General features: G+C 71.1%; 24 protein-coding genes. 15 read left to right on the top strand and 9 right to left on the bottom strand.

Translation table 11 applies throughout. The annotated features are described in order from the left end of the window. Positions 1-50: 50 nt before the first annotated feature. The 6 genes from AOK03_RS01830 to AOK03_RS01855 all read left to right on the top strand — a co-directional run bounded on the left by AOK03_RS01830 (position 51) and on the right by AOK03_RS01855 (position 5297). Positions 51-2558 (top strand): SpoIIE family protein phosphatase, encoded by a 2508-nt coding sequence (locus AOK03_RS01830; protein ID WP_055563329.1) that lies wholly within the window; start codon positions 51-53, stop codon positions 2556-2558. 120 nt (positions 2559-2678) lie between these two features. Beyond that, positions 2679-3404, top strand: coding sequence for a class I SAM-dependent methyltransferase (locus AOK03_RS01835; RefSeq protein WP_055563330.1), 726 nt, complete (start codon positions 2679-2681; stop codon positions 3402-3404). Positions 3405-3485: 81 nt separating this feature from the next. Beyond that, positions 3486-3809: an ArsR/SmtB family transcription factor gene (locus AOK03_RS01840; protein WP_055563346.1), complete on the top strand. Its 324-nt coding sequence runs from the start codon at positions 3486-3488 to the stop codon at positions 3807-3809. Beyond that, entirely contained in the window at positions 3775-4161 is a 387-nt protein-coding gene (locus AOK03_RS01845; protein WP_055563331.1) for a glyoxalase/bleomycin resistance/extradiol dioxygenase family protein, read from the top strand. The genes AOK03_RS01840 and AOK03_RS01845 overlap by 35 nt, the downstream gene beginning before the upstream one ends. A 29-nt stretch (positions 4162-4190) precedes the next feature. Then, positions 4191-4694 (top strand): DUF5709 domain-containing protein, encoded by a 504-nt coding sequence (locus AOK03_RS01850; protein WP_055563347.1) that lies wholly within the window; start codon positions 4191-4193, stop codon positions 4692-4694. Between the two features lie 105 nt (positions 4695-4799). Next, positions 4800-5297 (top strand): DUF2690 domain-containing protein, encoded by a 498-nt coding sequence (locus tag AOK03_RS01855; RefSeq protein ID WP_055563332.1) that lies wholly within the window; start codon positions 4800-4802, stop codon positions 5295-5297. Here the strand turns inward: AOK03_RS01855 and AOK03_RS01860 are convergent. Continuing rightward, complete coding sequence (locus AOK03_RS01860; RefSeq protein ID WP_244177452.1) at positions 5291-5869, bottom strand: hypothetical protein; 579 nt, start codon at positions 5867-5869, stop codon at positions 5291-5293. The two genes, AOK03_RS01855 and AOK03_RS01860, sit on opposite strands and share 7 nt — an antisense overlap. A 178-nt stretch (positions 5870-6047) precedes the next feature. On the opposite strand from AOK03_RS01860, the gene AOK03_RS01865 reads away from it, so the two are divergent. The 4 genes from AOK03_RS01865 to araD all read left to right on the top strand — a co-directional run bounded on the left by AOK03_RS01865 (position 6048) and on the right by araD (position 9673). Then, the gene (locus AOK03_RS01865; protein ID WP_055563333.1) at positions 6048-6239 is read left to right on the top strand and encodes a hypothetical protein; all 192 of its coding nucleotides are present in this window, start codon (positions 6048-6050) and stop codon (positions 6237-6239) included. A 139-nt stretch (positions 6240-6378) separates the two neighbouring features. Next, the gene (locus tag AOK03_RS01870) at positions 6379-7026 is read left to right on the top strand and encodes a GntR family transcriptional regulator (RefSeq protein WP_055563334.1); all 648 of its coding nucleotides are present in this window, start codon (positions 6379-6381) and stop codon (positions 7024-7026) included. Further along, complete coding sequence (locus tag AOK03_RS01875) at positions 7023-7943, top strand: dihydrodipicolinate synthase family protein (protein WP_425264347.1); 921 nt, start codon at positions 7023-7025, stop codon at positions 7941-7943. Before AOK03_RS01870 ends, AOK03_RS01875 begins: the two co-directional genes overlap by 4 nt. Further along, a complete protein-coding gene (gene araD / locus AOK03_RS01880; protein WP_055563335.1) occupies positions 7940-9673 on the top strand; it encodes an L-arabinonate dehydratase in 1734 nt (577 codons plus the stop codon). The genes AOK03_RS01875 and araD overlap by 4 nt, the downstream gene beginning before the upstream one ends. Positions 9674-9709: 36 nt before the next feature. Here the strand turns inward: araD and AOK03_RS01885 are convergent, their stop codons facing one another. Beyond that, a complete protein-coding gene (locus tag AOK03_RS01885; RefSeq protein WP_055563336.1) occupies positions 9710-10492 on the bottom strand; it encodes a hypothetical protein in 783 nt (260 codons plus the stop codon). Positions 10493-10872: 380 nt separating this feature from the next. Between AOK03_RS01885 and AOK03_RS01890 the strand changes: the two genes are divergently transcribed. The 3 genes from AOK03_RS01890 (at position 10873) to AOK03_RS01900 (ending at position 14649) form a co-directional block, all read left to right on the top strand. Then, complete coding sequence (locus AOK03_RS01890) at positions 10873-12063, top strand: glycoside hydrolase family 5 protein (protein WP_244177453.1); 1191 nt, start codon at positions 10873-10875, stop codon at positions 12061-12063. Beyond that, entirely contained in the window at positions 12060-13427 is a 1368-nt protein-coding gene (locus AOK03_RS01895; RefSeq protein ID WP_079074401.1) for a glycoside hydrolase family 6 protein, read from the top strand. Before AOK03_RS01890 ends, AOK03_RS01895 begins: the two co-directional genes overlap by 4 nt. A gap of 199 nt (positions 13428-13626) precedes the next feature. Next, complete coding sequence (locus tag AOK03_RS01900; RefSeq protein ID WP_055563338.1) at positions 13627-14649, top strand: LacI family DNA-binding transcriptional regulator; 1023 nt, start codon at positions 13627-13629, stop codon at positions 14647-14649. A 28-nt stretch (positions 14650-14677) separates the two neighbouring features. Here AOK03_RS01900 and AOK03_RS01905 read toward each other — a convergent pair whose 3' ends face one another. Both AOK03_RS01905 and AOK03_RS01910 read right to left on the bottom strand, forming a co-directional pair. Beyond that, a complete protein-coding gene (locus AOK03_RS01905) occupies positions 14678-16411 on the bottom strand; it encodes a glycosyl hydrolase family 18 protein (RefSeq protein WP_055563339.1) in 1734 nt (577 codons plus the stop codon). 194 nt (positions 16412-16605) lie between these two features. Continuing rightward, a complete protein-coding gene (locus tag AOK03_RS01910; RefSeq protein WP_055563340.1) occupies positions 16606-17187 on the bottom strand; it encodes a snapalysin family zinc-dependent metalloprotease in 582 nt (193 codons plus the stop codon). Positions 17188-17629: 442 nt separating this feature from the next. Between AOK03_RS01910 and AOK03_RS01915 the strand changes: the two genes are divergently transcribed. After that, positions 17630-18274: a SigE family RNA polymerase sigma factor gene (locus tag AOK03_RS01915; RefSeq protein ID WP_425264348.1), complete on the top strand. Its 645-nt coding sequence runs from the start codon at positions 17630-17632 to the stop codon at positions 18272-18274. A gap of 105 nt (positions 18275-18379) precedes the next feature. Here AOK03_RS01915 and AOK03_RS01920 read toward each other — a convergent pair whose 3' ends face one another. From AOK03_RS01920 to AOK03_RS01940, 5 genes are read right to left on the bottom strand one after another with little or no spacing between them, the layout of a single operon-like run. Further along, positions 18380-19393, bottom strand: coding sequence for an amidohydrolase family protein (locus AOK03_RS01920; protein WP_055563341.1), 1014 nt, complete (start codon positions 19391-19393; stop codon positions 18380-18382). Beyond that, the gene (locus AOK03_RS01925; protein WP_079074406.1) at positions 19390-20145 is read right to left on the bottom strand and encodes an ABC transporter permease; all 756 of its coding nucleotides are present in this window, start codon (positions 20143-20145) and stop codon (positions 19390-19392) included. Before AOK03_RS01925 ends, AOK03_RS01920 begins: the two co-directional genes overlap by 4 nt. Further along, positions 20142-20951 (bottom strand): ABC transporter ATP-binding protein, encoded by an 810-nt coding sequence (locus AOK03_RS01930; RefSeq protein ID WP_079074405.1) that lies wholly within the window; start codon positions 20949-20951, stop codon positions 20142-20144. The genes AOK03_RS01925 and AOK03_RS01930 overlap by 4 nt, the downstream gene beginning before the upstream one ends. Next, the gene (locus AOK03_RS01935) at positions 20948-21733 is read right to left on the bottom strand and encodes an ABC transporter permease (RefSeq protein ID WP_055563344.1); all 786 of its coding nucleotides are present in this window, start codon (positions 21731-21733) and stop codon (positions 20948-20950) included. Before AOK03_RS01935 ends, AOK03_RS01930 begins: the two co-directional genes overlap by 4 nt. Next, positions 21730-22713 carry an ABC transporter substrate-binding protein gene (locus AOK03_RS01940; protein ID WP_055563345.1) on the bottom strand — a complete coding sequence of 328 codons (984 nt, stop codon included), beginning with the start codon at positions 22711-22713 and terminating at the stop codon, positions 21730-21732. The genes AOK03_RS01935 and AOK03_RS01940 overlap by 4 nt, the downstream gene beginning before the upstream one ends. Before the next feature lie 177 nt (positions 22714-22890). On the opposite strand from AOK03_RS01940, the gene AOK03_RS01945 reads away from it, so the two are divergent. Next, positions 22891-23262, top strand: a 372-nt coding sequence (locus AOK03_RS01945; RefSeq protein ID WP_157868835.1) for a LacI family DNA-binding transcriptional regulator, incomplete at its 3' end; no start/stop codon positions are given.

Consider the following 23262-nt stretch of genomic DNA (forward strand, 5'->3'; position numbering starts at 1 on the left):
TGGTTGGTGGCGGCTCAGATCTTGCGCCGCCACGGGAAGGAGCATGGGCCATGGAACAGGGCACTCCGGGCGAGCCGATGACGCAGAGTGCCGCGTCCGGCCGCATCCCACTGGCCGTGGTCGTCGTCGACGGAACCGGACTCGTCTCGCACTGGAGCGTCGGCGCGCGGCGCCTCTTCGGCTGCGACAAGGACGAGGCCGTCGGCCGTCCGGTGGGCGACCTGCTCCCGGTGCACGGCGCGATCCCCGAGGACCGCGAGCCCTACGGCGCGTTCGACGGACTCGGTCCCGACCTGGAGACCTCCCTCGACCGGCGCATCTCCTACCCGGCCGCCGGGCGTGCGCGGCTGACCGGACCGGTGGGCGGCCGAAGCGGACCGGAGGGCGGACGGGGCGGACCGGAGAGCGGGCAGGGCGGCGGCGAAGGCCGCCTGGACGTGCTGTGGTGGGCGTATCCACTGGTCGGCCCCGGCCCAGAACGGCTCCTCGTGCTCGCCGCGGACGCCGCGCGGCTGGCCGCGGCCGAAGAGCCCGCGGACGACGGCGCCCGGCGGGGCGAGCGTGACGTCCAGGTCGAGCGCATCGCGCCGGGTTTCGCCCTGCACACGGACTTCCCCGGCGCGGACGAGCTCGCGGCCCGGCTGCCCGAGATCCTGCCGAGCATGAGCGTGGGCGAGAGCGCCCGCATCGTCGCCCAAGTGCTCGAACTGGGCTATCCCGTGCTCGAATTCAGCCGCCATGACCGGGTGCCCGTCACTCCGGACTGGGGCGTCGCCCGCCGGGCCGAGCGCAAGGAGCGCAGACAGCGCGCCGCGCAGGCAGCCGCCAGCGGGCTCCCGGTGGACCCCGGAGCGATGGACGACGAGGGCGAGGACCTCGAGTACGCCGCGGTGCGCGAGCACCTCGAATTCCTCAACGAGGTCAGCGGGCGCATCGGCTCCTCGCTCGACCTCTCACGGACGATCCTGGAGGTGAGCCGCGCGGTCGTGCCGCGCTTCACGGACGTCGCGGGCACCTATCTGCGCGAGCAGGTCGTCGCGGGCGAGGGTTTCCCCGAGGGCCCGCCGGACGAGACCACGATGTGGCACCGCGTCGCGGTGGAGCACACCGACGAGCCCGGCCGCTGGGACGACGTGGTGCCGGTCGGCGAGTCCATGCCGTTCCCCGCCCATACGCCGTTCTTCCAGTGCATGACCTCAGGCGACCCGGTGCTCGTCCCGCGCATCACCGAGGAGATGGGCAACGCCATCGCCTCCCAGTTCGAGAAGCGCGACATCCGCCCGCTGATCAACCACCGCTCGATGCTCGTCGTACCGCTCAAGGCGCGCAATGTGGTGCTCGGCTTCATGATCCTGCTGCGCCACCGGGAGCGGCCGGTCTTCAACGACATGGACCGCGTCACCGGCGCCGAACTGGCCGCCCGCGCGGGCCTCGTGCTCGACAACGCGCGCATGTACACGTACCAGGAGAGCGTCGCCGACACCCTCCAGGACAGCATGCTGCCGCACATCCAGCCCCGGATGTCCGGCTGCGACATCGCCACCCGCTATCTGCCCGGCACGCTCCTGGGCCGGGTGGGCGGCGACTGGTTCGACTCCGTGAAGCTGCCCGGCTCCAGGACCGCCCTCGTCGTCGGCGACGTGATGGGCCACGGCCTCAACTCGGCGGCGATGATGGGGCAGCTGCGCACGGCCGTGCAGACCATGGCCGCCCTCGACCTGCCGCCCGAGCAACTCCTGCGCAACCTCGACGACCTCGCGCAGCGCCTCGGCGAGCACTATCTGGCGACGTGTCTGTACGCGGTCTACGACCCGATCGCCGGTGAGCTGCACCTCGCCAACGCCGGACACATCCCGCCCGTCCTGGTGCGCGCCTCGGACGGCCGCAGCGAGCTCCTCGACCTGCCCACCGGAGCGCCCATCGGCGTCGGCGGCGTGCCCTTCGAGTCGGTTCGGATGCGGGTGGCGCCCGGCGACCGGCTGCTGATGTGCACCGACGGCCTGGTCGAGGTCCGCGGGGAGGACATCGGCGTCGGCCTCGCCACGCTGACCGAGTCCGCCGCGCACCCCGCCGCCTCCATGGACGACGCCTGCGACACCATCATCCGCGCGCTCAACACCCGCGGCGGCCGCAAGGACGACGTGGCGCTCCTGATGGCCAGGCTCAACGGAATCGCGACCGAGAACGTCGCGCACTGGCGGCTCGCCGTCGACCCCGCGGAGGTGGGCAGGGCCCGCGAGATGGTCCGCGCCCAGCTGCGGGGCTGGTCCCTGGAGGGGCTGAGCGACATCGCCGAGCTGGTCGTCAGCGAGCTCGTCACCAACGTCGTGCGCCACTCGCGCAGCAGCAGGATCGACCTGCGCATGGTCCGCTCAGGGGTTCTGGCCTGCGAGGTCGAGGACGACGACCAGACACTGCCGACGCTGCTCAGCGCGGGGCCCGGTGACGAGTCCGGGCGCGGGCTGCGCGTCGTCAGCGCGCTCGCGAAGGAGTGGGGCACCAGCCGCACGCGCCGGGGCAAGACGGTGTGGTGCGAACTGGCGCTGCCGCGCCGCTAGGGCGACATGCCGAATGCGCGGTGAAGGAATGCGCGGGCGCTTGTCCGTGGGCCCCGGGCGCGGTAGACCGATCTTGTCGTCGGCTTCGGCGGCTTCCATCGCACCCCGGGGAGCACGGACATGAGCGTCACGAGTCGGTACAGGGAGGCGTGGGAAGGGTTCTGGCAGGAGGCCTCCGACGAGCAGGGGGCGGTCTTCTGGGACGCCGAGCCCGTCCTCACCGCGGGCCTCCACCTCGCACTCTTCGAACCGCACATGACCGCCGTCGGTCTGCCCCTCGTCGACCTGGGCTGCGGCAACGGCACCCAGACGCGGTTCCTGGCCGACCGCTTCCCACGCGTCATCGGCGTGGACCTGTCGGCCGCCGCCCTGGACCACGCCCGGCGCGCCGACCCGGCGGACCAGGTCGACTTCCGGGAGCTCGACGCGGTCGAGAAGAGCGAGGCGGAGCAGCTGCACGCGGAGATCGGCGACGCGAACGTCTACATGCGGGGCGTCCTCCACCAGTGCGACCCCGACGACCGGCAGCCGCTGCTCGACAGCGTCGCCACGCTGCTCGGCGACCGCGGCCGCGCCTTCGTCGTGGAACCCTCGGAGGCGGCGCGCTCCGTCCTGATGGGGCTGGTGCAGGGTCCCGCCGGGCCGCCGCCCAAGCTGGCGCCGATCTTCGCGCACGGCCTGGCGCCCGCCGATGTCGACGACGCGTCGGTGGGCTCGTACGTCGAAGCCGCCGGGCTCGCGGTCCTCGCCGCGGGCGAAATGCCCCTGACCAGCACCGAGTACACGTCCGACGGCACGCGCATCGAGCTGCCGTCGAGATGGCTCGTGGTCGGGCGCAGGGGCTGAGCGGGGCGCGTGCTCCCGGCCGGGTCCGGGCGGTCGGCTTCCGCCTTGATAGGCAAGTCGCTGCTTGCATATCATCCGCTCATGGAAGAGGATGTCTTCAAGGCGCTGGCCGACCCCACCCGTCGGCGCATCCTTGACGGGCTCGTGGAAAGGGACGGCCAGACCCTGTTCGAGATCTGCTCACGGCTGCTGACCAGGCACGGGCTGGGGCTGTCCCGGCAGGCGATCAGTCAGCACCTGGCCGTGCTCGAATCGGCGGGTCTGGTCCACACGCGGCGCCAGGGCCGATACAAGTACCACGATCTCGACACCGCCCCCCTCGAGCGCATCATGACCAGATGGCTCAAGCCCGACGCAACGGAGAGCACCCATGAGGATCAACCTGACGAGCGTCTTCGTCGATGACCAGATGAAGGCCTTCGCCTTCTACACCGACGTCCTGGGATTCGTGGAGAAGCACAAGGTCGCGGTCGGCGAGGACTGGTGGCTGACCGTGGTCTCGCCGGAGGACCCCGAAGGGACCGAGCTGCTTCTGGAGCCCGACGGGCACCCCGCGGTGAAGCCGTACAAGGCGGCGCTGGTCGAGGACGGCATCCCGGCTGCCGCCTTCGCCGTGGACGACGTCGCCGCGGAGTACGAGCGGCTGCGCGGTCTCGGCGTGTACTTCACCCAGGAGCCGTTGAAGATGGACGACGTCACCGTCGCGGTCCTGGACGACACCTGCGGCAACCTGATCCAGATCATGCACACCGCCTAGGGTGGGTCCTCCCCGAGTGCGAGGTGGTCATGAACGACCAGACCAGGGCGGACGACGCCTACCAGCCCACCGGTGGCAACGAGGAGCAGCAGGACGCGACGCCGCTGGACCTGCAGGACGCGCTGGACGAGCGTACGTACGACGACATGCTCGACGAGGGCTACTCGCCGCCGGAGAAGCCGCTCGGAGTCACCAAGAGCGGCACGACGGCGGCGGAGCAGCGCGCGGGGGAGACCCTCGACGAGAGGCTGCGGCAGGAAGTCCCCGACGTGGAGGTCCCGGACGCGGAGCGCCCCGGCGACGACGGCATCGGTGACCTGCCGGGCGGTGAGGGCGAGCCCGTCGACCCGGAGGCGGGGCGGGATCGTGCGGGCCGTCTGGTCGCCCCGGACGAGGGTGCCCACTCCCACGTCGACCAGCAGGCGGTCGCCCGGGACGAGGGCATCGACGGCGGCGCGGCGGGTGCGGAGGAGGCGGCGGTCCACATCGTCCGCGACGAGGACCTGCCGCCGACCTTCGACGACCTGGACTGAGGGCCTGGTCCGTCAGGACCGTCCTGTGACTCTCCCAGGAGGGAAAAGGGACATTCCGTGGGAAGCCTCCTTGAAACGCTCATCGCGAGTCATCAAGGAGTACGTATGAATGTGCAGCTGAATGTGCAGCGCTTCTCTGCGGCAATCGGTGCCGGTGTGCTGGCGGCGGGAACCCTCGCCCTCATGGCGCCCGGGGCACATGCCGCTCCCACGGCCACCGCCGCCCCCAAGGGCGGCTGCTGGAACAACGGCTGTACGGGCAAGAGCCCCGCCGCCTACTGCGAAGGCGACGCCCGAACGGTCAAGAGCCTGCGCCTGGGCCCGGCCGGTGGCGCGAACGCGATCCTGCAGCTGCGCTACTCGCCCTCGTGCGAAGCGGCGTGGGCGCGCCTGTCGTCGGCGTCCTTCGACGCGGCCAACGCCAAGGGCGGAGACGCGAAGGTCATCCGGAACAGTGACGGCAAGAAGTACACCTGCCGGGTGCCGAAGGGGAAGTCGTCCTGCTACACCAAGATGGTCGGCGACTCCGGCGTGACCTCGTACGCCTGGGGTGACTACGACACGTCGGTCTACTACTACAAGGGGCGCACCGGGTCCTACTGAGCGCGTCCGGACCCCGGCGGGTGTACCTCCCCGGAGAGCTCGGCCCGCCAGGCCCGGGGCCACTCTCCCGGCGGCGGAGGTGCTCCCGCGATGCCGAGATCGCCCCGCGCGCTCTCGTAGAAGGCGTCCCGCGCCGCACTCGCAAGACGGTGGGCCCGGGTCCACATCTCCGCGTCGACCGGCCCCTCCCGGACGAGCAGCTCGATGGTCCAGATCGTCTCGTGCCAGCTGCGCGCCGCCGCGATGGTCCGTGCGTCCCCGACGAGCAGGACGGACTCCCACTCCGTCGCCCGGAGGGACTCGGCCTCGGCGAGGAGGGGCAGGCCGTCCGCCGGCTGCAGCGGGTCGGCAACATCGGTGAACCCGACTGCTGCGCCTATGCGTTGGGCGATGCGGAGCTGGGACTTGAGGGCGTTGCCGTATCGGCCGTACGTCTCGAAGCGCTTCTCGTCCCAACGCTCCTCCCGCTGCCGTGTCCACCGTCGGCGCTCGGTCAGGCTCTGCACGGCGTACGAGCCGAGCGTGCCGACCACGACGCCGATCAGGGCGGGCAGTTGATCCACGATCGCCACGCATCCTCCTCGTCCGGGCCTCCGATGTCGCACGGTACCCAGCTCGGAGCGGTCCGGCGCCGCCGATCGGACTTCTCGCGACGGCCAAGTCCCCGGAGGTGGCGGGAGGTAATCTTCCGAGCGCGGAACGTGGCTGTCTGCCGGGGCCGGTTCGCCCTTCGGCGCGGAGGACCCATTGATGGAGCGCCGCGTGTGGGCGGTGCGGTGCGCGCATGCGCTGGGCCCGGGAGGAAGCGCGGTCTCCTTCAGGCCAAGGGCTTCCTCGCCGCCCACCGCGGTGGCCCGGCACATCGTCGACCCCGACGACCTCCCGCTGCCGTCCGCCGCGTCGCCGCGCCGACTCCCGGCCGACGGCACGGCCAACAAGTAGGCCACCAGGCACTGTTCGGACAGCCCGTCTTTTGTCAGAAGCGTTGACGAAGTCCGTGCCCCCTCTTAGCTTCTACGCGTCGTACTTCGTACGTCATATATGAGACGTGATACGCGATCCGTGAGATCCGAGGGTGCCCATGACGTCCGTGCCGACCCCGATCCCCTCGCGCACGCAGTTCGTGCTCGAAGCGATCAGACACCGCATCCTCAGTGGCGACCTGAGGCCGGGACAGCCCCTGATCGAGACGGAGCTCGCCGCCGGGTTCGGGGTCTCCAAGACGCCCGTGCGCGAGGCCCTCAAGACCCTCGCGGGCACCGGCCTCGTCGCGATGAGCCAGTACAAGGGGGCCGCGGTGCGCACCGTGGACGCGGCCATGGCGCGCGAGGTGTACGACGTGCGGCTGCTCCTGGAGCCCGAGGCACTGCGCCGCACCGTCCACCGCGGCGCGCCGCTCGACGCCGCGCGCGAGGCGCTGGAGCGGGCCGACGCTGCCGAGGACGCGGCCGAACGGTCGCTGGCCAACCGGGAGTTCCACCGCACTCTGTACTCCGCCTGTGGCAACCCGCTCCTCGGCCGCCTTCTCGACGAGGTGCGGGACCAGGCCGCGCTCGTCTCCGCCGTCGCCTGGGCGGCCGATCCCTCGTGGGCCCGCGAGGCGACCGAGCACCGGGAGATCCTGCGGCTCGCCCTCGCCGGGGACGCGGACGGCGCCGCGGAGGCGCTGCACCGCCACGTCGCGTCGTTCGTGCGGCGCGCCTTTCCCCCGGAAGGGGACCTCAAGTGAACGGTGCGGTGCGGCAGACGCACGACGCGCAGCGCGCCGCGCTCGCCGACGTGGTGGCGATCCCGGTGACCCCGTTCGCCGAGGACGGCTCGATCGACCACGGGGCCCACCGGGGGCTCCTGCGGCGCCAGCTCGATGCGGGGGTGCGCACCCTCACGCCGAACGGCAACACGGGGGAGTTCTACGCCCTCGCGCCGCAGGAGCGCCGTGCCGTCGTCGAGTCGACCGTGGAGGAGGCGGCGGGGCGGGCGGCGATCCTCGTCGGCGTCGGCCACGACGTGCCCACCGCGGTGGACGCCGCCCGGCACGCGGAGGCCGTCGGCGCCCACATGGTGATGGTCCATCAGCCCGTGCACCCGTACGTCTCCGAGAGCGGCTGGGTCGACTACCACCGGGCCGTCGCCGACGCCGTGCCCGGTCTCGGTGTCGTCCCCTATCTGCGCGACGCCGCGCTGCCCGGCGCCCGCCTCGCCGAACTGGCCGACGCCTGCCCCAACGTCATCGGCGTCAAGTACGCGGTGCCGGACGCGGCGCGCTTCGCCGGGTTCGCGCGGGACGCGGGACCGGAACGGTTCGTGTGGGTCGCCGGGCTCGCCGAGTCGTACGCCCCCTCGTACTTCTCCGCGGGAGCCACCGGCTTCACCTCCGGGCTCGTGAACGTCGCCCCCGCTCTGTCGCTGCGCATGATCGAAGCGCTTCGACGGGGCGACTACCCGGCCGCCATGGAGGTGTGGGCCGAGATCCGCCGCTTCGAGGAGCTGCGGGCCGCCGACGGATCCGCCCACAACGTCACCGTCGTCAAGGAGGCCCTCGCCGCGCTCGGCCTGTGCCGCCGTGACGTCCGAGCCCCCGGCAGCCTCCTGCCGGAAGCGGGGCGGGCCGAGGTCGCGGCGATCGTCGCGGGGTGGGCCGTATGACGCGCCCGGCGGGCGAGTTGCGCAGTCAGCGGTGGTACGGCGAGACCATCTCGTCCGGCCTGCGCTCCTTCAGCCACCGCGCCCGCACCCGGCAGCTCGGCTACCTCCCCGAGGAGCACCTGGGCAAGCCCGTCGTCGCGATCCTGAACACCTGGTCCGACATCAACCCCTGCCACTCCCACCTGCGCGAGCGCGCCCAGGCCGTCAAGCGCGGGGTGTGGCAGGCGGGCGGGTTCCCGCTGGAGTTCCCGGTGGCGACACTGAGCGAGACCTTCCAGAAGCCGACGCCCATGCTCTACCGCAACCTCCTCGCCATGGAGACCGAGGAACTGCTCCGCTCGTACCCCGTGGACGGCGCCGTGCTCCTGGGCGGCTGCGACAAGTCGACGCCCGCGCTGCTCATGGGCGCCGCGAGCGTCGACCTGCCCACCGTGTTCGTACCGGCCGGGCCCATGCTGCCGGGGCACTGGCGGGGCGAGGTCCTCGGCTCCGGCACGGACATGTGGAAGTACTGGGACGACCGGCGCGCCGGGCTCATCGGCGACTGCGAGCTGACCGAACTGGAGAGCGGCCTCGCACGCTCCCCGGGCCACTGCATGACCATGGGCACCGCGTCGACGCTGACCGCCGCCGCGGAGGCGCTCGGTGTGACGGTGCCGGGTGCCTCGTCGATTCCCGCCGTCGACTCGGGGCACGAGCGGATGGCCGCCGCCTCCGGTCTGCGCATCGTCGAACTCGTGCGCAAGGGAAGGACGTTGTCGCAGATCCTCACCCCGGACGCCTTCGCGGACGCGGTCACCGCCGTCCTCGGGCTCGGCGGCTCCACCAACGCCGTCATCCACCTGATTGCGCTGGCCGGGCGCGCCGGGGTGCGGCTCACCCTCGACGACTTCGACCGGATCGCCCGCACCGTGCCCGTCCTCGCCAACGTCAGGCCGGGCGGCGAGCGCCACCTGATGGAGGACTTCCACTTCGCGGGCGGACTGCCCGGCTTCCTGTCGCGCATCACGGACCTGCTGCACCTGGACCGCCCCACCGTCGCCCACGACACCCTGCGCGAACAGCTCGCCGGTGCCCGTGTCCACCACGCCGACGTGATCCGGCCCCGCGACAACCCGGTCGCCGAAGAGGGCGGAGTCGCCGTCCTGCGCGGCAACCTCTGCCCCGACGGCGCCGTCATCAAGCACATCGCCGCCGAGCCGCGGCTGCTCCGGCACACCGGCCCCGCCGTCGTCTTCGACGACTACCGCACCCTGCAGCGCACCATCGACGATCCGGCGCTCGGCATCACGCCCGACCACGTCCTCGTGCTGCGGGGCGCGGGCCCCAAGGGCGGGCCCGGCATGCCCGAGTACGGGATGCTGCCGATCCCCGCGTACCTGCTCGAGCAGGGGGTCCGGGACATGGTGCGGATCTCCGACGCGCGGATGAGCGGCACGTCGTACGGCACGTGTGTGCTGCACGTCGCGCCCGAGTCGTACGTCGGCGGGCCGCTCGCCCTCGTCCGCACCGGTGACCTCATCACCCTCGACGTGGCGGCTCGGAGCCTGCAACTCGACGTTCCGGAAAGCGAGTTGGCGCGTCGCAGAAGTGGGTGGGTGGCGCCCCCCGCCCGTTACGAGCGGGGGTACGGAGCGCTCTACAGCGAGCAGATCACCCAGGCCGACACGGGGTGCGACTTCGCGTTCCTGGCCGGGCCCGGCACGGTGCCGGACCCGTACGTCGGCTGAGTGCGGCAGTGCCGCGAGAACCCTCGCCGCCGATGTCTAGGACGAGGCGTTGTACGCGCAGTACATCGCGACCCAGTCGGTGATGCCCAGGGTGATCACACACGGGATGCACTGCAGCGGGCCCGTGAAGCAGGCTGAGCACGTGGCGGCGATCGCCGCCAGGGTCGCCGCCGTGTAGCCCTGCCGGATCATGCAGGCCTTGAACCGCTCCCACCAGGTGGAGGCGAGCGCCTGAGGCTGGGTGGGCGCCACGGACTCCGCGGTCGCCGTGGCGTCCTTGGGGGTGCCGCTCACCTCGCCGGTCGGGGCCGCCGTCCTGTCGAGCGTGGCCTTGCCGTCGATCCAGACGCGCACCCGCACGGAGTCGTCGGGGAGGTTCTGGTAGACGTGCTCGATGGTCTGGCCGACGCGACCGGAACGGTCGTAGACGGTGGCGAGCATGCTGGGGGCGGCGGCGGTGCCCGCATAGGTGAGGTACACGATGCGGACGCCGGTCGAGCGTGACACGCGCACGGTGGCGCCGGCCGCGTCGATTCCGGCTCCCTCGGGAAGATGTACGGCGATCTTCCCGGAAAGGACCTTTTCTTTCGTGCGCTCGATAAGCGCACGGGACTTCTCCGGCGTTTCCTCGGCGTACTTCTTCCGGAAGTCGGATCCGTCCTTGACGAGCCTTTCATAGGCCTGCCTGCCCGGCTCTTCAGGCCGGTCGGAGGCCTGGGCCTGGAAGGGAATGATCGCGGCGATCGTGGCTGAAACCAGCGCGATGACGAGAGCGCGCGGCCGCAGACCGGGCGCACCGCGAAAAGGGGATCTGTGCATGGTCTATTGCTTCTCCGGGTTCTGGGGAGTGGATTTCCGAAACTACCCGGAGGTGAAAAGGGGTGCTGCCTGACTGAGCCGTTGGAGGATCAAGATGGCGGCTCCAGGGATTGGGGGCGGGGAGACAGTGGGAGCGCTCCCAAGGTCAAGGTGTTGCAAGAACATGTCAAGAGGGTCGGCGCGTATCGGAGTGTCGAATTCATTCGACGAGGGATCCGTCGAATGAATTCGACGGATGAATCTCCGGAGAGTGCGTGAATCCATCTGGTCCCAGCGGCAACTCCCTGATAGCTTCCGCCTTCAACAGTGGGAGCGATTCCGTCAGTTGATCTCGACATCGGCCGTGCGCCGGTCTCGCGCTGATCCCGAAGGAGTCGCTCATGCGACATCCCCCACGCCTGTCACGCATGCTCGCCGTGCCGGTAGGCGTTCTTCTCACCATCGGTGGCCTCACCGCCGGTGGTCTCACCGCCCCGTCCGCCGTGTCCACGGCTGCCGCGGCCGGGCCCGCCGCGGCCGCCACCCCACCGGTCCTGCGCGCCGAGGGCAACAAGCTCGTCGACGCCGGGGGCGCCACCCGCCGTCTCCTCGGAGTCAACCGCTCCGGCGGCGAGTTCGCCTGCGTCCAGGGCCGGGGCATCTTCGACGGTCCCGTCGACGACGCCTCCGTCCGGGCCATCGCGGACTGGAAGGCCAACGCCGTACGCATCCCCCTCAACGAAGAGTGCTGGCTGGGCACCGACAACATCGCCCCCCGCTACGGCGGCGCCGCCTACCGGGCCGCGATCGACGACCTGGTCCAGCGCGTCCAACGGCACGGCATGACCCCGATCGTCGAACTCCACTGGTCCCACGGCCAGTACACCGGCAACTCGGCGGGCTGCGCCGACGTCCACGCGAGCTGCCAGAAGCCGATGCCGAACGCCCGGTACACCCCGGCGTTCTGGACCTCGGTCGCGACCGCGTACAAGAACGACCCCGAGGTCGTCCTCGACCTCTTCAACGAGCCCTATCCGGACCGGGCGACCCCCACCACCGCCGAGGCCTGGGCCTGCTGGCGGGACGGCGGCACCTGCCCCGGCATCGGCTACGAGGTCGCCGGCATGCAGGACCTCCTGGACGCGGTGCGTGCGACCGGCGCGAAGAACCTCGTCCTCGCGGCGGGCATCGCCTACGCGAACGACCTCAGCGGCTGGCTGCGGTACGCGCCCCACGACCCGGCGGGCAATCTCGCCGCGGCCTGGCACATCTACAACTTCAACACCTGCTCCGACGAGGCGTGCTGGGACCGCACCCTCGCGCCCGTCGCCGCCGAAGTCCCGCTCGTCGCGGGCGAGATCGGCGAGAACACCTGCGCCCACGGGTTCATCGACCGCGTCATGAAGTGGTTCGACGACCGCGGGCTCTCCTACCTCGGCTGGACCTGGAACGCCTGGGACTGCTCATCGGGTCCGGCCCTCATCAGCTCCTACGACGGCACGCCCACCCCGTTCGGCAGCGGGCTGCGCGACCACTTGCGCGCCCTCGACGCCCGAGCCCTCGACACCCGAGAGGAAACGACCACATCATGAGCCGCACACCCCACAGATCACGCACCCTCCTGCTCGCCCTCGCCACGGCGCTCGCCGTGAGCGGCGGCACCGCCGTGGCGCTCGCCGGTGACACCAGCGCCACACCCGCGGCCGCTGCCGCCGCCCGCGTCGACAACCCCTACGCGGGCGCCAAGGTCTACGTGAACCCGGAGTGGAAGGCGAGGGCCGACGCCGAACCGGGCGGCAGCCGGATCTCCGGACAGCCGACCGGTGTCTGGCTCGACCGGATCGCCGCGATCGAGGGCGCGGGCAGCACGATGGGCCTGCGCGACCACCTGGACGCGGCACTCCGACAAGGCGCAGGCGTCGTCCAGTTAGTCATCTACAACCTGCCGGGCCGGGACTGCGCGGCCCTCGCCTCCAACGGCGAGCTCGGCCCCACCGAGATCGACCGGTACAAGACGGAGTACATCGACCCGATCGCGCAGATCCTCGCCGACGCGAAGTACGCGAACCTCCGCATCGTCACGACCGTCGAGATCGACTCGCTGCCCAACCTCGTCACCAACACCTCGGGACGCCCCACCGCGACCCCCGAGTGCGATGTGATGAAGGCCAACGGCAACTACGTGAAGGGCGTCGGCTACGCCCTGAACAAGCTCGGCGCCGTCCCGAACGTCTACAACTACGTGGACGCGGGCCACCACGGCTGGATCGGCTGGGACGACAACTTCGCCGCCTCCGCGCAGGTCTTCCACCAGGCGGCGACCGCCGAGGGCAGCACGGTCGACAAGGTGCACGGCTTCATCACCAACACGGCCAACTACAGCGCGCTGAAGGAGGAGAACTTCAGGATCGGCAACACGGTCAACGGCCGTTCGGTGCGCGAGTCCAAGTGGGTCGACTGGAACCGCTACACCGACGAACTCTCCTTCGCCCAGGCCTTCCGCGGCCAGCTGGTCTCCGCCGGTTTCCGCTCCGACATCGGCATGCTGATCGACACGAGCCGCAACGGCTGGGGAGGCACCGCCCGCCCCGCCCAGCCCGGCCCGACGACGGACGTGGACTCCTATGTCAACGGCGGCCGTTACGACCGCCGCGTCCACGTCGGCAACTGGTGCAACCAGTCGGGCGCGGGCCTCGGCGAACGGCCGAAGGCGGCGCCCGCGGCGGGAATCGACGCCTACGTCTGGATGAAGCCGCCGGGGGAGTCCGACGGCGCGAGCAAGGAGATCCCGAACGACGAGGGCAAGGGGTTCGACCGGATGTGCGACCCCACCTACGAAGGGAACGTGCGCAACAACTACAGCAGGTCCGGTGCGCTGCCCGACGCGCCGCTCTCCGGACACTGGTTCTCGGCGCAGTTCCAGGAGCTCATGAAGAACGCGCACCCGAAGCTGTAGGGCGCGCCGGGAACAGCTGAACCACACAGGGGTGGGCCGGGCTCCGTCCGGCCCACCCTCCGGGGGCGAGGGGAGCCGAAGTGCGGTGTCGAAGCGCTTCGACAGGTCCCTGGACAGGTCATGCCCACCCCTTTAGGGTCGGTGGGCGATCCGCGTCGATGCGGTTCGCCCCCGAGCCGCAGAGTCGGAGGAGCCCTCCATGGTGACCCTAGCCGAGGTAGCCAGGCACGCCGGGGTCTCGGCCAGCACGGTCAGCTATGTGCTCAGCGGCAAGCGCTCGATCTCCCGCGGCACCCGCGACCGCGTGGAGCGCTGCATCGAGGAGCTCGGCTACCACCCGAACGCGGGCGCCCGCGCCCTGGCGAGCGCCAAGTCCGACGTCATCGCGCTGATGATGCCGCTGCGCACCGACATGTACGCGCCGGTGATGATGGAGATCGCGCTCGCGGTCACCACGACGGCCCGGACCTACGGGTACGACGTGCTGCTGCTCACCGGCGCGGAGGGACCGGCCGCCGTCCGCCGCGTCACCGGCAGCGGCATCGCCGACGCCATGATCCTCATGGACGTCGAACTCGACGACGAGCGGCTGCCGTTGCTGCGCGCGGGCGACCGGCCCGCCGCCCTGATCGGCCTCCCCGCCGACACCGAAGGACTGGCCTGCGTGGACCTCGACTTCGCGGCGACGGGCGCGCTGTGCGCGGAGCACCTGGCCGGGCTCGGACACCGCGAGATCGTCCTCATCGGCGAGGCGCCCGCCGTGTACGAGCGCCACACCGGTTTCGCCGAGCGCACCCTGGACGGACTCCGGTCCCGCGCGGGCGAGTTGGGGCTTCGACTGCTGCACCGCCCCAGCGACGGCGGCTATGACGCGATGGCGATGACGCTCGCCCGCATCTTCGACGAACGGCCCGGCACCACGGGCTTCGTCGTCCAGAACGAATCGGCCGTCGAGCCGCTGCTCGCGCTGTTGCGCCGCCAGGGCCGTGCGGTTCCCGAGGACGTCTCGGTGCTGGCGATCTGCCCCGACCAGGTCGCGGTCGGGGCGTCCGTGCGGCTGACGTCGGTCTCGGTTCCTGCGCGGGAGATGGGGCGCCGGGCGGTGGAGCGGATCGTCGCCAGGCTGGCGGCGCGCGGCACGGACGGGGTCGAACTCATCGCCCCCGAACTGACGGTGAGGGCGAGCACGGGGCCTGCCCCGCACTCGCCCCCGACACGGTGACCGCCGGACCACCGGTCGCAGCCGTCCGCTAGGGAAGGCTGTGCACCTTGGGGCCGACCGCGTTCGACCACGCGTGGCCCGCCGTCGCGTCCCAGTTCGTCGACCACGTCATGGCGCCGCGCAGTCCCGGGTACGTCTTCGACGGCTTGAAGGAGCCGCAGCCGGTACCGCGGGTCAGGCAGTCCAGGGCGTTGTTCACGACCGACGGGGCCACGTAACCGCTGCCCGCGCCGCGTGTGGACGCCGGGACGCCGATGCCGACCTGCGACGGGTCGAGGCCGCCCTCCAGCTGGATGCAGGCGAGCGCGGTCAGGAAGTCCACGCTGCCCTGGCTGTAGACCTTTCCGTCGCAGCCGAGCATCGAACCGCTGTTGTAGTACTGCATGTTGACGACCGTGAGGATGTCCTTGACGTTCAGCGCCGTCTGGAAGTAGCCGCCGGACGTGGACTGCATGTCGATGGTCTGCGGCGCCATCGTGAGCACCAGCTTCGAGCCCGCCTTCGCGGCGAGCTGGCGCAGCGCCTTCGTCATGTAGGTGGGGTTGAGGCCGTTCTCCAGGTCGATGTCGACGCCGTCGAAGCCGTACTCCTGCATCAGCGCGTAGGCGCTGTTCGCGAACGCCGTCGCGGAGGCGTCACTGTTGACCGAGATGGTGCCCTTCTCGCCGCCGACCGAGAGGATCACGGACTTGCCCGCGGCGTGCTTCGCGGCGATGTCCGCCTTGAAGTCGGCGGTGGAGGAGTAGCCGACGGCAGGGTCCAGATTGAAGGTGATCTGGCCCGGCGTGGTGGTGGCGTCGGCGAAGGAGACGGCGATGATGTCGTACTGCGACGACACGTCCCGCAGCTTCTGCACGGTCGCGCCGTTGTTGAAGTTCTGCCAGTAGCCGGTCAGCGCGTGCTTGGGCACGGTGCCGCCGTCCCCGCCACCGCCCTTGCCGGTCCGCGCGGACACCGCCGTCGACTTCGCGGACTCGCCGGCCGCGTTCGAGGCGCTCACCTGGAAGCTGTACGTGGTCTCCGGAGTGAGGCCGGTGACGGTCGTGGAGGCGCCGCTGGTCGAGGCGACCTTCGTGCCGTCGCGGTAGACGGTGTAGGCGGTGGCCGTGGACACCGGTGTCCAGGACAGGTCCACCGAGGTGGAGGTCGTCGTGCCCGCCGCGAGGCCGGACGGTACGGCCGGGATCTCCACCGGGTCGGTGCCGCCGCCCCCGTCGGGCCCGAAGACGTTCACGTCGTCCACGTAGTACGCGCTCTGTCCGTACCAGCCGTGGGTGTACACGGTGACCGACGTGGTGTTCGCGCCGGTCGTGAAGCTGGTGGAGAGCTGCTGCCAGGCCGAGTTGCCCGGCGTCCAGGTCGACACGTCGGTGGTGCCGGTGCCGCGGGCGCCGAGGTAGGCGTAGCTGCCCTGCACCCAACTGCTCAGCTTGTACGTCGAGTTGGGCTTCACCTTGACGACCTGGGAGCACTCGGCGGTGCCCTGGCCCGACGGGGTGGCCTTCAGCGCCTTCGTGCCGCCGTGCACGGGGGACGTGACGGCGGCGCCGCTGCCCGCGGCACAGGTCCAGTTGCTCAGGTCCGATTCGAACCCGGCGTTCTTGGCGACGTTGACGTCCGCCTGGACGTTCGTCGCTCCGGCGTCCGCCGACTGCGCGGGCGCGGCGAGCGCGGTGACGGCGAGTGCGCTTGCCGCACCGACGGCGATCACCGCGCCGAATCTCCGGCGGAAGCCGGGTCTGCCCTGACGTACACGGTCCACGGGGTGCCTCCAGGAAGAGGTGAAGAGCGGAAGTGAACGACGGTGGCCACCGCTGCTGTGCGCATAGTTGGTCCAGACCAATAAGGCTGTCAAGGCCTTTGGAGAGATGAACGTTGCCTGGCGTCCGGCCACGCAGAGGTGCCCGGTCGCGGATGTCGCGGCCGGGCACCCGTGTGCAGAGGTCTTCCGTGTGGCTAGGACGCGTCCACCACCAGGTGGCCGTCGGCCGGAGTGCGTGACGCGGCGCCGTTCGCGTAGAAGCGCTCGACGCGGGCCTGTTCGGCCGCGTCGGGCACCGCGTTCTTGCAGCTGATGCCGCCGGTGGAGCCCGACATCAGCTGGGAGCACGGGCCGGGCTTGGTGTCGGGCAGGCCCAGGTTGTGGCCGATCTCATGGGCGGCGATGCGGGTCTTGTCGTACCCCTGGTCGACCGCCTGGCTGCCGAGTTCGACGCGGCCGCGGCCACCCGGCCGGACCGGGCCGATGGTGGCCTGCGGCCAGCCGGTGGTGGCCACGATCTGGATCTCGGCCCGGGTGCCGGGCTGGGCCTTGGCCAGCTTGACGTTGTCCACGTTGGTGTTCCACGAGGCGACTCCGGCGGCGATCGCCGTCTCCCAGCCCCTGGCCTGGCTGTCGTCGTACCGGAGTGTCACCACGGCGGATGCGCTCTCGGCCGCGACCGTGTCCGGGGTGGACACGGCGTTCGCCGCCGGTGCCATGGTCAGGGCGGCCGCCGTGGTCGCGATGGCTATGGCCAGCCGTCTGAAGTGCAGCATCGTTGTCCTTTCGGGTGTGGGGGTATGCGGGGACTCGATTCCGTTTGGCATCGAGAGGGGGTGCGGCCGATCTCCGGCCGAGGGTCAAGTGCATTCCTCTGGTGGCCCAACTACCGCTGAGTAAAAGGGAATTGGCAGAGGTTGACGCCTGCACATGACGGTACATCGTCAAGTGCCTGCGGTGTCGCCCCTGGCTCCACATTGCGTCAACTCCTCATCAGGCTGCGCATGTCTGCTCTGGTGGAGGATGTGGATGGGGCATCCGTCCTCGCGCGGTTGGCGGATGTGAACGCCATCAAACGCGGAGCATCGAAGCGCTTCGAAGGTTGTCTCTTCCGCGCCTTCCGCTGATGTGCCCGCCGCCCGCCGAGGGCCCCACGTGACCGAGTACGCGGTTGCCGCCGGTGCGGCGAAGGTTGCCGCGGGGAGGTGACGCGGACCGATGTCCTCGATGCCGGAGGGGTTCGCTGGAGCGACGGACGCGGCGGCCGAGTGCCACGCCTTCTTCGAGCGGCGCTACGCCGAACTGTGCTGCCTCGCAGACCTGTTGACCGGTGACTCCGACGGCGCGGACGGCCTGGCGGCCGACGCGCTCCGCACGCTCTGGCACCGCAGGGATCGGGTGCGGGCCGCCGACCATCCGGTCGCGTATGCCAGGGGCGTCGTTGCGAACATGGCGCGCAGTCGCAGTCGCAGTCGCAGTCGCAGCGTCGTGCGCGAGCGACGCCGCATCACGCTCTCCTGGTCGGGTCGCGACGAGGGCGTCGCGGACCCCGACGTACCGGCAGTCGTCGACGTGCGGGAAGTGCTGCGCGCGCTGCCCTTCCGCAAGCGGGCCTGCGTGGTCCTGCGGCACGCCAGGGACGACGGTCACAACGGGCGCGACGGTCACGACGGGCGCGATGACACGCCCTGCGCGCGAAGCTGCGCGACGCGGGCCCATCGGTCCGACCGGGAGCGGATGTCGGCCCGCGTCGAGCGCGGCATGGCCGAGGGGAGAGGCCGGAGTAGCGCCCCAAGTCCACCCGCGCGGCGGGCGCGTCCTGACTGCGGGTGGTGGGCGCGACCGCCGCCGTGGCCGGGGTGATCGCCGTCGTCGGATACGGGGTGGCCGTTGCCCCGCGCGACGTACCAGTGGCGGCACGGGAGTGCCCCCGTCGGCGGTGACCGGCGGGGGCACTCCCGTGCCCGTTCAGTCCAGCCGCATCAGCCGCCGGACGGTGCGGTGGTAGATCTGCTCCCGCTCGGTTTCGGTGACGTCCAGGGCGTCGATGACGCGGATCGTCTCGCGGATGTACAAGGGTCCGCCCTCGGGGTCGAAGGGGCAGTCGGTGCCGAACAGGACGTGGTCGGTGCCGAAGAAGTCCAGGCCGCAGCGGGTGCCGATGGCGGAGCCCGACAGGGCGGTGTCGGCGTAGAAGCGGCGGAAGTACTCCAGCGGGCGCTTCGGCAGCCGTGCGCGGCGCAGGCGTTCGTACTCCTCGCCCGCCGTGCGGCTGCCGAGCTGGTCGCTCCAGCCGAGGCCGATCCTGCCTTCCAGGTAGGGGATCATCGCGCCCAGGTGGTGGGTGATGATCTTGATGTCCGGGTGCCGTTCCAGGAGGCCGGAGAAGACGAGACGGGCCATGGCCACGCTCGTCTCGTACGGCCAGCCGAGTGCCCACCAGATCTCGTACGCGGAGGTGTCCTCGGTGGCGTAGTCGGCGAAGGCGGCGCCGCGGGCCGGATGCATCCAGACGGGCAGGTCGCGGCGGGCCATTTCGTCGAAGACCGGTGCGAACTCCGGATCGTCCAGCGGCCGTCCGCCGACGTTGGTGAACACCTGCACGCCCCGCGCCCCCAAGTCGTCGATGGCGTGGACGAGTTCGGACATGGTCGCGTCCGGGTCGTTCATCGGGAGTGCGGCGACGAACACCGGGAAGCGATCGGGCCTGCGGTCGCACAGCTCGCGCATCGACGTGTTGGCGAGCCGCGCCAACCCCGCCGACTCGGCGGGGCCCGCGAGGAGTTCGACGGGCGGCGAGGACAGCGTGAGCACCTGTTGGTAGCCGTCGCCGAACTCGTCCATCATGCGCAGCCGGGCGTCGACGTCGTGCAGCGCGGGAAGCTCCAGCCACCGCTTGAACACCTGCCGGTCGACGGCGAGTTCGTGCATGCGGGCGAAGTAGGGCGCGGGCAGGATGTGGCTGTAGGCGTCGAGCTTCATCGTGCTCCCCTCGATGTGTCGGGCACCCAGCGGTTGAGTCTGCGGTCGACGGCCTGGACGAGCGCGATCGCCCCGAGCGCGACGGCGATCACCACCACGAGCACGGCGAGCACGCTCGCACTGTCGAAGCGCCCGCCCGCCTCGGTGACGACATGGCCGAGGCCCACGACGGCGATGAACATCTCGCCGTTGACCATTCCGGTGACCGCGCGCCCGACGCCGAGCCGCAGGCCTGCCATGATCAGGGGAGCGGCCGCCGGGAGCATGACGCGCACCAGGACCTGCCACTCGTCCGCTCCGTAGGAGCGCGCCATCTCGACCAGGTGCGCGGGCACGGCTCTGATGGCCGCGGCCGTGTTCACGATGATCACGAACATCGCGTACGTGACGACCACCGCTATGACCGAGGCCCGTCCCGCGCCGAGCAGCGAGAAGAACACCGGTGCGAAGACCAGCGTCGGGGCGGTGAGCAAGGCGTTGACGTACACGTCGAGGGCGGCCTCGACCTTGCGGAAGCGGCCCATGGCCACGCCCGTGAGCAGCCCGCCGATCAGGGAGAGGGCGAACCCGAGGGCCAGGTTGACCAGGCTGTCGCCCAGGCTGCCGAGCAGCTCCCCGTCGGCCGTCAGCTCGCCGAGCCGGGCCATCACCGTGCTGAGCGGCGGGAAGAACGACGCGTCCGCCAGACGCCCGGTCAGCTCCCACGCTCCGGCGCCGAGGACCAGCGCGAGCGGTGCGGCGGGGAGCGTCATGACGCCGCCCCGGCCCGCCGGGAGGGCGACGGGCGGTGCTCCGCGTGCATGGCGCGCAGCCGGTCCCACAGGTACGCCGTGATCTCGGTGTACCGGCCCGACCGGCCGAGTGCGCCGACGTCGGTGGGGCGCGGCCGGGGCAGGTCCACCGGCACGATGTCGGCGATCCGTCCGGGGCGGGCGCTCATCAGGACCACGCGGTCGCCCAGGAGCACGGCCTCCTCCATGCTGTGGGTGACGAAGACGACGGTCGGCCGGTGCTCCTCCCAGATCGCGAGCAGCTCCTCCTGGAGAAGACGGCGGGTCTGCTCGTCGACCGCACCGAACGGCTCGTCCATGAGCAGCACTTGGGGCCGGACGGCGAGCGCGCGGGCGATGCCGACCCGCTGCTGCATGCCGCCGGACAGCTCGCCGGGCAGCTTGGTCTCGAATCCGGCGAGGCCCACGGCGGCGATCAGCGCGCGGGCGCGTTCCTCGCGCTCTTCCCGGCCGACGCCGCGCATCCGCAGTCCGAAGGCCACATTGTCGAGGACGGTCGCCCACGGCAGCAGCGCGAAGTTCTGGAAGACCACGCTGCGGTCGGGGCCGGGACCCCGCACCGGAACGCCGTCGACGAGGATGTCGCCGTCGTCCCACGGCACGAGCCCGGCGACGGCCTTGAGCAGCGTGGTCTTGCCGCAGCCGCTGGGCCCGAGCACGGTCAGGAACTCGTGGGCGCCCACGTCGAGGTCCACGCCCCGCAGCGCCTCGACGGTGCCGCCGTCCCTTCCGACGAACCCCTTGGCCAGTCCTTGGATCCTGATCACCGGGTGCCCCCTGCCGCATGCGTCCGTGCCCATCGGGTCAGCTTGTGCTCGCCCCACCGTGCGACGGAGATCAGCAGCAGCGCCTCCACCAGGATGATCACGATGGTGCCGTAGAGAAGGGGGGCCTTGAGCAGGCCCCGGTACTTGAGGAGCAGCCCGCCGAGCCCGTCGGACACCATGAGGAGTTCGACGACGACCATGCCGGTGACCGCACGCCCGAGGCCGAGCCGGACGCCCGTCATGACCGCGGGCAGCGCGCCGGGCAGCAGGATCCGCGCCCAGATCTGCCGCTCGCCGGCGCCGAAGGAGCGGGCCATCTCGATCAGCGACGGATCCACCTGCCGTACGCCCGCGCGGCTGTTCACCAGCACCATCACGACCGAGAAGAGCGTGACGAGGGCGACGCGCGAGGCGGTCCCCACACCCATCGACATCACCAGGAGCGGAATGATCGCCGCCATCGGCGTGACGAGGAGGATGGTGACGTAGACGTCCGCGTACCGCTCCAGCCGCCGGAACCTGCCGAGGGTGATGCCAGCGGGGACACCGAGGGCCAGGGCGAGGGCGAAGCCGAGCAGCAGAGCCTGGTTGCTGACGTACAGGGCCCGCCACAGCTCCGCCTCGCCGAGGAGGGCGACGGTGGCGCGCGCCGTCTGCGTGCACGTCGGCAGGAGCAGGCCGCCGCGCTCGCGGGCGTACAGTTCCCAGACCGTGGCGAAGAGCGCGAACGTCAGAAGCTGATAGGGCAGGTCCGCGCGCAGGAACCGCCGGTGGGGCATCATGACGACGCCTCCTCGACGAGGCCGAGGTCCGCCGCGTCCTTCGCGGTCATCCCCCGTCCGATCACTCCGGCACGGGCGAAGAAGTCGATGGTGCCCTGGACGTTGCGCGAGGTCAGGGCCGCCGCGTCGAAGAGCTTCGCGTCGCTGTAGCGCCGGGCGACCCGGGCCACGTCCGCCCGCTCCTCCGCCGGCAGATGGGTCCGCGCCAGGTCCACGAGGTGGCGCGGATCCGCGGTGATCCGCGCGTGCTCCCGCACCAGAGCGGTGACGAACTCCTGCGCCACGTCGCGGTGTTCACTAAGGAAGCCGGAATTTGCGTACACGGTCTGGGGATGCAGGTCCGGCAGGCTCTCGGCGAAGTCGACGACCTTGGTGAATCCGGCGGCGCCGGACGACTCCAGGGACACCGCGTCGGAGATCTCCAGCGGCGTCGCGTCGATCTCGCCCGAGGCGAGGGCCTGTGCGCGTACGTCCGAGCCGCCGATCGTCAGATACCGGGGGCGCTCGCCGCCGCACTCGGTGGCCACCCAGTCCTTGGCGATGGCCGTCGCCACCGCGCCCTCGCTGAAGATCCCGAACGGGCGCCCGCCGAGGTCGTCGCAGGACGAGATGCCCGGCCTGCCGTAGAGGGCCCACTGGTTGCCGACGGCATCGGCGATGATCCTGATGGGAGCGCCCTGCTCGATGGCGCTGAGCGCCGGGCCCGTGGCCTCGGCGGAGATCGCGTACTGGCCCTTGGCGAGCCCCTCGACGGCCAGTTCGGGTTCGGCCAGCTCGATGACGTCGACTTCGTGGCCCCGCTCGCGGACGGCGTCCAGGGCGGCGAGGATCGGCACGGTCGTCAGGTCCGGTTCGACGACCGCGACGGTGAACGAGAGCGTTCCGTCGGCGCGGGTGTGGGTGCCGGGGCCGCCACAGGCGGTCGTGGTCAGGACGGTCACGGCCGCGAGCGCGGTGAGTAATCGTGTCCGGGTGTGCATGGCCTCCCCCTGGGGCAGCGGATGGGAAAACGTCTTCCTCTCTTGGAGGCTAGCCACCTCTGCTGCGGAACGGTCAAGCCTCAAGTTGTTGGAATCGCAAGGAAGTTACGTCCTTCCCTTGTGAATCCACGGCGCTCTGTGCGACGTTGAGGAAAACCTTTCCCATGGGGGTGGGCCGTGAGTTCACTGGTGGACGTCGCGCGGGAGGCGGGCGTGGCCGTGGCCACCGCTTCGCGCGTGCTCAGCGGATCGGCCCACCCCGTGGCGGCCGCGACGCGTGCCAAGGTCCTCGCGGCGGCGGAGCGGCTGGAGTACTCGCCGAGCGCCCTGGCGCGCGCGATGGTCTCGCCCCACAGCCGTCTCGTCGGCGTCCTGGTGAGCGACATCGTCAACCCGTACTTCTCGGTCATCGCCCGCGGCGTGGACGACGTGGCGACCAAGGCCGGTTACGTCACCATGCTCTCCAACGTCGACCGGCGCACCGACACGGAGCTCGGCAGGCTGCGCGTCATGCGGGACTACCGCGCCGCGGGCGTGATCTTCGCGGGC

This window comes from Streptomyces atriruber (assembly GCF_001418325.1).
Classification (GTDB): domain Bacteria; phylum Actinomycetota; class Actinomycetes; order Streptomycetales; family Streptomycetaceae; genus Streptomyces; species Streptomyces atriruber.

Excerpts from the sequence above, each read along its gene's own strand:
- AOK03_RS01830 (WP_055563329.1), top strand. The coding sequence starts at position 51 with ATGGAACAGGGCACTCCGGGCGAGCCGATGACGCAGAGTGCCGCGTCC.
- AOK03_RS01835 (WP_055563330.1), top strand. The coding sequence starts at position 2,679 with ATGAGCGTCACGAGTCGGTACAGGGAGGCGTGGGAAGGGTTCTGGCAG.
- AOK03_RS01840 (WP_055563346.1), top strand. The coding sequence starts at position 3,486 with ATGGAAGAGGATGTCTTCAAGGCGCTGGCCGACCCCACCCGTCGGCGC.
- AOK03_RS01845 (WP_055563331.1), top strand. The coding sequence starts at position 3,775 with ATGAGGATCAACCTGACGAGCGTCTTCGTCGATGACCAGATGAAGGCC.
- AOK03_RS01850 (WP_055563347.1), top strand. The coding sequence starts at position 4,191 with ATGAACGACCAGACCAGGGCGGACGACGCCTACCAGCCCACCGGTGGC.
- AOK03_RS01855 (WP_055563332.1), top strand. The coding sequence starts at position 4,800 with ATGAATGTGCAGCTGAATGTGCAGCGCTTCTCTGCGGCAATCGGTGCC.
- AOK03_RS01865 (WP_055563333.1), top strand. The coding sequence starts at position 6,048 with ATGGAGCGCCGCGTGTGGGCGGTGCGGTGCGCGCATGCGCTGGGCCCG.
- AOK03_RS01870 (WP_055563334.1), top strand. The coding sequence starts at position 6,379 with ATGACGTCCGTGCCGACCCCGATCCCCTCGCGCACGCAGTTCGTGCTC.
- araD (WP_055563335.1), top strand. The coding sequence starts at position 7,940 with ATGACGCGCCCGGCGGGCGAGTTGCGCAGTCAGCGGTGGTACGGCGAG.
- AOK03_RS01885 (WP_055563336.1), bottom strand. The coding sequence starts at position 10,492 with ATGCACAGATCCCCTTTTCGCGGTGCGCCCGGTCTGCGGCCGCGCGCT.
- AOK03_RS01890 (WP_244177453.1), top strand. The coding sequence starts at position 10,873 with ATGCGACATCCCCCACGCCTGTCACGCATGCTCGCCGTGCCGGTAGGC.
- AOK03_RS01895 (WP_079074401.1), top strand. The coding sequence starts at position 12,060 with ATGAGCCGCACACCCCACAGATCACGCACCCTCCTGCTCGCCCTCGCC.
- AOK03_RS01900 (WP_055563338.1), top strand. The coding sequence starts at position 13,627 with ATGGTGACCCTAGCCGAGGTAGCCAGGCACGCCGGGGTCTCGGCCAGC.
- AOK03_RS01910 (WP_055563340.1), bottom strand. The coding sequence starts at position 17,187 with ATGCTGCACTTCAGACGGCTGGCCATAGCCATCGCGACCACGGCGGCC.
- AOK03_RS01915 (WP_425264348.1), top strand. The coding sequence starts at position 17,630 with ATGTCCTCGATGCCGGAGGGGTTCGCTGGAGCGACGGACGCGGCGGCC.
- AOK03_RS01920 (WP_055563341.1), bottom strand. The coding sequence starts at position 19,393 with ATGAAGCTCGACGCCTACAGCCACATCCTGCCCGCGCCCTACTTCGCC.
- AOK03_RS01925 (WP_079074406.1), bottom strand. The coding sequence starts at position 20,145 with ATGACGCTCCCCGCCGCACCGCTCGCGCTGGTCCTCGGCGCCGGAGCG.
- AOK03_RS01935 (WP_055563344.1), bottom strand. The coding sequence starts at position 21,733 with ATGATGCCCCACCGGCGGTTCCTGCGCGCGGACCTGCCCTATCAGCTT.
- AOK03_RS01940 (WP_055563345.1), bottom strand. The coding sequence starts at position 22,713 with ATGCACACCCGGACACGATTACTCACCGCGCTCGCGGCCGTGACCGTC.